The organism is Labilibaculum sp. K2S (assembly GCF_030372765.1).
Taxonomy (GTDB): Bacteria; Bacteroidota; Bacteroidia; order Bacteroidales; family Marinifilaceae; genus Labilibaculum.
In genome coordinates this window covers 751,899-758,123 of the sequence record NZ_JAUCMW010000001.1, presented here as the reverse complement: position 1 = coordinate 758,123, position 6,225 = coordinate 751,899, and the positions used below count along the sequence as shown (strand labels likewise).

The 6,225-nt window shown below is 33.3% G+C and carries 6 protein-coding genes; 1 reads left to right on the top strand and 5 read right to left on the bottom strand.

All coding sequences use genetic code 11. The features are described 5' to 3' along the window. Window positions 1-405, top strand: a 405-nt coding sequence (locus tag QUH73_RS02920) for a hypothetical protein (protein ID WP_289528980.1), incomplete at its 5' end; no start/stop codon positions are given. A gap of 45 nt (window positions 406-450) precedes the next feature. On the opposite strand, the gene QUH73_RS02915 is transcribed toward QUH73_RS02920, so the two are convergent. From QUH73_RS02915 to cobC, 5 genes are all read right to left on the bottom strand, one after another. Next, window positions 451-1,056 carry a trimeric intracellular cation channel family protein gene (locus QUH73_RS02915; protein ID WP_289528979.1) on the bottom strand — a complete coding sequence of 202 codons (606 nt, stop codon included), beginning with the start codon at window positions 1,054-1,056 and terminating at the stop codon, window positions 451-453. 105 nt (window positions 1,057-1,161) lie between these two features. Continuing rightward, on the bottom strand, window positions 1,162-3,420 hold the full coding sequence (locus QUH73_RS02910; RefSeq protein ID WP_289528978.1) for an NADP-dependent malic enzyme: 2,259 nt from the start codon (window positions 3,418-3,420) through the stop codon (window positions 1,162-1,164). A gap of 366 nt (window positions 3,421-3,786) precedes the next feature. Beyond that, the gene (locus QUH73_RS02905) at window positions 3,787-4,518 is read right to left on the bottom strand and encodes a tetratricopeptide repeat protein (RefSeq protein WP_289528977.1); all 732 of its coding nucleotides are present in this window, start codon (window positions 4,516-4,518) and stop codon (window positions 3,787-3,789) included. 126 nt (window positions 4,519-4,644) lie between these two features. Then, on the bottom strand, window positions 4,645-5,490 hold the full coding sequence (locus QUH73_RS02900; protein WP_289528976.1) for a glucosaminidase domain-containing protein: 846 nt from the start codon (window positions 5,488-5,490) through the stop codon (window positions 4,645-4,647). Between the two features lie 197 nt (window positions 5,491-5,687). Next, the gene (gene cobC, locus QUH73_RS02895; RefSeq protein WP_289528975.1) at window positions 5,688-6,224 is read right to left on the bottom strand and encodes an alpha-ribazole phosphatase; all 537 of its coding nucleotides are present in this window, start codon (window positions 6,222-6,224) and stop codon (window positions 5,688-5,690) included. Between the last annotated feature and the right edge of the window lies 1 nt (window position 6,225).

Genomic DNA, 6,225 nt, shown 5'->3' with positions numbered 1-6,225 from the left:
TTTTTAGTGGCACAACATCACCGAAATGGGTGGCACATATACACCGAAATACACAATCAAATTGTAATTTCGGCTAAAAACGAGAAAGGATATAAAGGGATTCTATTGTTTAGTATTCATTTGGGAGATTATGAAATTAAAAAGCATTCTAATTTTGATATAGAAGAGAATGAGAGCCTCAGTATGTTTTGCCCTTGTTGTCATAAAAGTTTAAGACATCCAATGGTACACAATAATATTTTCAAAATATTGATGCAGGATGCAGAAGATCAGGAATATGAAATTTTATTCTCGGGAGTATACGGAGAAAGATGTACCTATCAAATTAGGGAAGAAAAAGTGAGTTCGTTTGGAAAAGATGCCGGAAAATATCTCAATTTTAAAAATCTAATTAATATGTCCTAGAATAGTGACAAAATTAGGAGGGCATATTATTGTATTGTCTGGTTATTAGTATTTTAAAACGGGTAATGATATTTTAAAACGGATACAGATTATTCTTATAATTATTATACAGGCAATAGTTATGAATTGATTTAGAGCAGAGGCAACCCCAAGAGAATTGAGAGCAATAAAAAGAATTCCTCCAACCAAACAAGCTACGGCATAAATTTCTTTTCGGAAAATTAAAGGGATATCATTACATAACGTATCTCTAATAACACCTCCCATAACAGCCGAAAACAAACCCATTATTATGGATAAAAAGGGATGTATACCTAGGTTTAAGGATTTTTCTATTCCTATGATGGTAAATACACCAATACCAATTGTGTCGAACAAAAATAGAGTTCGTTTTAAAGTCATGATGTGCTTTTTGAAAAGAAAAGTTAGCATCACACCAATAGATATAACAATTAGGTAATTAATGTCACTGATCCAACCAACTGGAAAATTTCCCAGAATTACGTCGCGAAGCGTTCCACCGCCTATTGCAGTAATGAAACCAGTAAAGTAGGCGCCAAAAAGGTCGAGCTTTTTATTCGCCGCAGATAATGTGCCACTGATAGCAAATACAAGAGTTCCTAATAAATCTAATCCGTATAAGATCGTCATAGTCAAATTTATAATACTGCACAAAAATCAATAAAATAATTGAATAGAGAAAAAAAGGATAAGATTTTATTAAATCTCATCCTTATCTATTAAATATTCTAATTGTTACGATTGAGCATCAACAACAGCAATGGCTGTCATGTTAATAATTTCACGAACAGAACAACCCATCGGAATAATGTGGAATGGTTTTGCTGTTCCTAATAAAATTGGTCCAATATTTTCTGATCCATCTAAATCTTTCATTAATTTATAGGCAATATTTCCGGAACTTAGATTTGGAAATATTATGGTATTAACATCTTTTCCTTTAATTTTAGTAAAGCCAAATGTTTGATCTCTTAAATTCTTATCAAGAGCAAAGTTCAACTGCATTTCCCCATCTATCAATAAATCAGGATGATTTGCGTGTAATTTTGAGATTGCTTTATTAACTTTTACGGGACTTCCCTTTCTCACTGATCCAAAATTAGAATAGGACACCATAGCCATTACCGGTTCGATATTAAAAGTTTTTAAGGCGCGGGCAGTACTCAATGTAGTGTCAACCAACGAATCTGATGTAGGTTCCGCATTAACAGTGGTATCTGCAAAAAACAGAGGCCCTTTTTTCGTCATGATGATATTCATGCCAACTAAAGTTTTCATACCTTCTTCGATACCAATTACTTTACTTGCTACTTTTAGAGCTTCAAAATAACGTGTTGCATATCCGGAGATAAAAGCATCAGCATCACCATTTTCAACCATCATTGCTCCAAAATAGTTGCGGTCGAACATTTTTTCAACAGCTTCTTTAAGAGTTAAACCTTTACGACCTCGTTTTTCACACAAAACATTTGCGTAATGGTTCCTTCTTCCCGCTTCTGCTTGAGAACGGATATCGATAATTTCAGCCCCGTTAAGATCCAATTCATTTTCCAACACAATTCTTTGAATATTTTCAGGATTACCCAAAATAATTGGCTTTGCAATTCCCTCGTGAAGAACAATTTGAGCTGCTTTTAAAACATTAAAGTTATTTCCTTCAGCAAAAACCACACGTTTTGGGTTGCATTTTGCCTTGTCGAAAATTGTTCTAATTAATTGATTTTCAGTACCTAAACGTTGTTTCAATTCTTCTGCATATGCATCCCAGTCGGTAATTATTTTTCGGGCGACACCCGATTCTACAGCCGCTTTAGCAACCGCAACAGCCACACTTGACACCAAACGTGGATCCATTGCTTTAGGGATAATATAATGACGACCAAATATGATATTTGATTCATTATAAGCTGCATGTACAGATTCCGGCACAGGTTCTTTTGCCAGTTTTGCAATGGCATGAACCGAAGCGATTTTCATTTCTTCATTAATTGTACTTGCCCGAACATCTAAAGCGCCTCTAAAAATATATGGAAATCCCAACACATTGTTAATTTGGTTTGGATAATCTGAACGACCCGTGGCAACAATTACTCCTTCTTTGGATTCAATAGCTTCATTGTAGTCAATTTCAGGATCAGGATTTGCCAGCGCAAATACAACTGGATTATCAGCCATGGAACTTACCATTTCCTTATTTACGATTCCTCCAATAGATAATCCTAAAAATACATCAGCACCAACCAATGCCTGCTCCAATGTGTCAATATCGCGTTCAGTTATGAATTGTTTTTTCTGACTGTTTAAATTGGTTCTTTTTTTATTTACCACCCCACGGCTATCACACATAATTATGTTCTCCGGTTTAACACCAAGAGAAATATATAATTTTGTGCATGAAACAGCGGCAGCACCTGCTCCATTAACAACAACAGAGATATCTTCAATTTTCTTTCCGTTAATTTCCAAAGCATTTAATAAACCTGCGGCTGAAATAATAGCCGTTCCATGTTGATCATCGTGCATAACAGGAATATCCAACTCATCCTTTAAGCGTTGTTCTATTTCGAAGCATTCAGGAGCTTTGATATCCTCAAGATTTATTCCGCCAAAAGTTGGGGCAATCGCTTTAACGGTTTCAACGAATTTATCCACATCAGTTGAATCTACTTCAATATCAAATACGTCGATATCTGCAAATATTTTGAATAACAAACCTTTTCCTTCCATTACAGGTTTACCTGCCAATGCACCAATATTTCCTAATCCCAAAACAGCTGTTCCGTTAGAAATTACGGCAACTAAGTTACCTTTTGCGGTGTATTTGTAAGCATTCTCAGGATCTTTCTCGATTTCCAGACATGGCTCTGCAACCCCGGGACTGTAGGCTAAAGCTAAATCTCGTTGAGTTCTATAAGGTTTTGTAGGAATCACTTCAATTTTACCAGGGCGACCTTCTGAGTGATATTTTAAAGCATCTGTGTTGTTTTTTGACATTATCCTTAGTGTTTTTAAAATATTGAATCAATAGTTTATTATTTGTTGTTAGCAACAAAGATGGGAATTATTGTATCGGATTAATGTGCGAAACGTCTCAAAATAATTATGAAATCAGTATTTGACTGGGACTCTACCAATTAGAAAAAATGACAAATAAAGGAATATTTCTAGATTTATATAGTCAGATTGTTACATATGGAATTGAAGTTAATTTACTTCTCACCTATTCTGCTTTTGATCTCTTTTTTAAGGATATTTCCAGTGGGCTTTCCTGATAGACAATGAAATATTAGATTCGAAGGCAAATAAAAAGGGATACCCAAAAAAGGTATCCCAGTTTAATTATATTTTTTGGAAGAATTACTATAACAAACCTTTGATAGTTGTAATTGTAGAAGTAACATCTTCTCTGGCAGGAGCTATAGCTTTTGCCTTGTTTAATTCAACAATAGCTTTTTGAAAGTAAGTTTTAGCTTTCGCAGATTCTGCTTTATAATTTTCAGGTTCAGTATTTGCAGTAGGAGTTGCGGCCTGCATAATTTTAGCTCCTTTGTTATAATACAAAGTACCTAAGCTAAACAATGCATCAACTTGCAATTTAGATTTTACGTTACCGGCTTTTTTGTATAAATCTTCTGCAACTTCAAATTTATCAGCCTTTTGAGCAGTTTGTCCTTCAAGTAGATAATGCTTTGCAAGTTCAGAAACTAATTTTGAGTTTTTTGTTGGACAAGCAGCAATGCCTTCATTTAAAGTCACAATCATATCTTCATATTTTTTCTGGCTTTTTTGAGCTTTAGCTTTGTACTGATATGCGATTGATGTTTTGTATTTATTTTCAATTGATTGACCAAAATACTGTTCTGCTTTCGCGTATTTTTTCAGTTTAATTGCACAATATCCTAAATTAAACACCAATGCAGGATCTTTTTCAGTGTCTTCAGCAGCTAAATATTTTTCGTAGTTTACAAGAGCTGTTTTATAATCTTTCGATTTCAGAGCGGTATTGCCATCATTTTTAAATTGAGCTGCTGATTGAGCAAACACGCCAACTGCACTAAAACAAATCGCAAGAATCAGAATAATTTTTTTCATACTAAATTACTTTTATGATTAATTAATTAATTGATTTTCTTTTAAAACAAGCCTAAAAATAACGATTTCATATAGAAATCAAATAAAAATAACGAAAAAATATTATTCAATATTTTTTTATTCAATTTATATCGACTGAGATAGTTCAATTACCTCTTCAACAAAATAATTTTTTCTTATGACATAAGAATCATATTTAGTTAAGTCGTTACTTTCGATTAATTGTTTAAGCTTGTCAGTATATACATCTCCTATTTCTGAATATTTATTAAGCAAAGGAATTAGTTCAAATGGTTTCTCAGATACATATCTTTTTTGTCTAAATTCTTCATAAGCATTCACCCTGGCAATTGTTTCAAAGTAATCGTTTACTGATTCTTCGATGGATGGATAACTTCTTACATAAATACTCGTTGAATCTCTTCCTGTAAGCGCTTGTATTCGGTCTTCACCAGCATCATAAGACCATATGCCGAAAACATTATTACCTTCTTTAAAAAAGCGTGATGACCCCCAACCTGATTCTAACGCTGCTTGTCCCAGCACGATACTTGCAGGATGTGGTTTCAGCCTTATTTTTAATTCCGGTATTTCATTACAGTTGTAGGTTTCAAACAATTTGTAAAGAAAAAGACTATCCATTTTCATCATCTTCGGGTGCGTAAGTATCCAGTTTTCGATGTGTTCAACTCTTGTAATTTCTTGATACAGATATTGTTGTGAAACTAATATGGATGGTAATAACATCTCTACAAATTTTACCTTTTTCTCATCAACGGGTAATCCTCTTAAGGATATCACTTTAGTATAAATATAAGGGGTTATGCAAGAGTCAACAATTGCATGTACATCTTCTATATTCTCAATTACTGCATATTGTGGAAGAATAGATATTTGAGTGAAGGTGCTGGGCTTTTTGCAACTTACAAGAATAAATCCAAGACTAATAATGGAAAGAATTACAACGCGCATTACTTATTATTGTTATTTTAGAATTGCTAAAATAAGAATTTCTTTCTCAGAATTAGCTTTTAAACATTTTAAATAAGATAAATCCAATGAAATACAAGACTTCATAGATGCTAAATTTGCTTGTTTTATATATAAGCACAAAAAAAATCAGAAACAAATTTGTCTCTGATTTCTATATGTTTTTGTGGAAGTATACTTTATTTTGAGATTAATATAACCGTTACTTCACCAAAATCTGCTGCTGGTTCGTTAAAAGAATCTTCTAATTTAATATCCTTTTCTATAGCATTTATAGTGCGTATAACACCACTATGAGTGAAAATCGCTATTTTCTTACTGTCTTTTAGTTTGATTTCGTTCCAAAATTCAAGAACCCGATCGCGAAGCATCACAAAGGATTCTCCATTTGAACATTTCTTATTTACAAAATCTTCCATCCAGACTGGGAATAAAGGATCTTTAATTTCGTCCCAAACTTTGCCTTCCCAATCTCCAAAGTTTAATTCCATTAATCGTATATCTTCTATTACCTGTTCCCCAAATATGTCACTGGCTAACCTCTTTGCTCTTGATAGCGGGCTTGATACAATAAGATCAAATTCAATATCTTTCAACTGATTTTTTACAGCTTCCAATTCTTCCGCATAACTTTCAGCTAAATCAACATCTTTTTGTCCATAGCAAACACCTTGCTCAACATTTACTTTTGTATGTCTGATTAAATATATTTCCATC

Coding starts and splice junctions, on each gene's coding strand:
- QUH73_RS02915 (WP_289528979.1), bottom strand. CDS start 1,056: ATGACGATCTTATACGGATTAGATTTATTAGGAACTCTTGTATTTGCT.
- QUH73_RS02910 (WP_289528978.1), bottom strand. CDS start 3,420: ATGTCAAAAAACAACACAGATGCTTTAAAATATCACTCAGAAGGTCGC.
- QUH73_RS02905 (WP_289528977.1), bottom strand. CDS start 4,518: ATGAAAAAAATTATTCTGATTCTTGCGATTTGTTTTAGTGCAGTTGGC.
- QUH73_RS02900 (WP_289528976.1), bottom strand. CDS start 5,490: ATGCGCGTTGTAATTCTTTCCATTATTAGTCTTGGATTTATTCTTGTA.
- cobC (WP_289528975.1), bottom strand. CDS start 6,224: ATGGAAATATATTTAATCAGACATACAAAAGTAAATGTTGAGCAAGGT.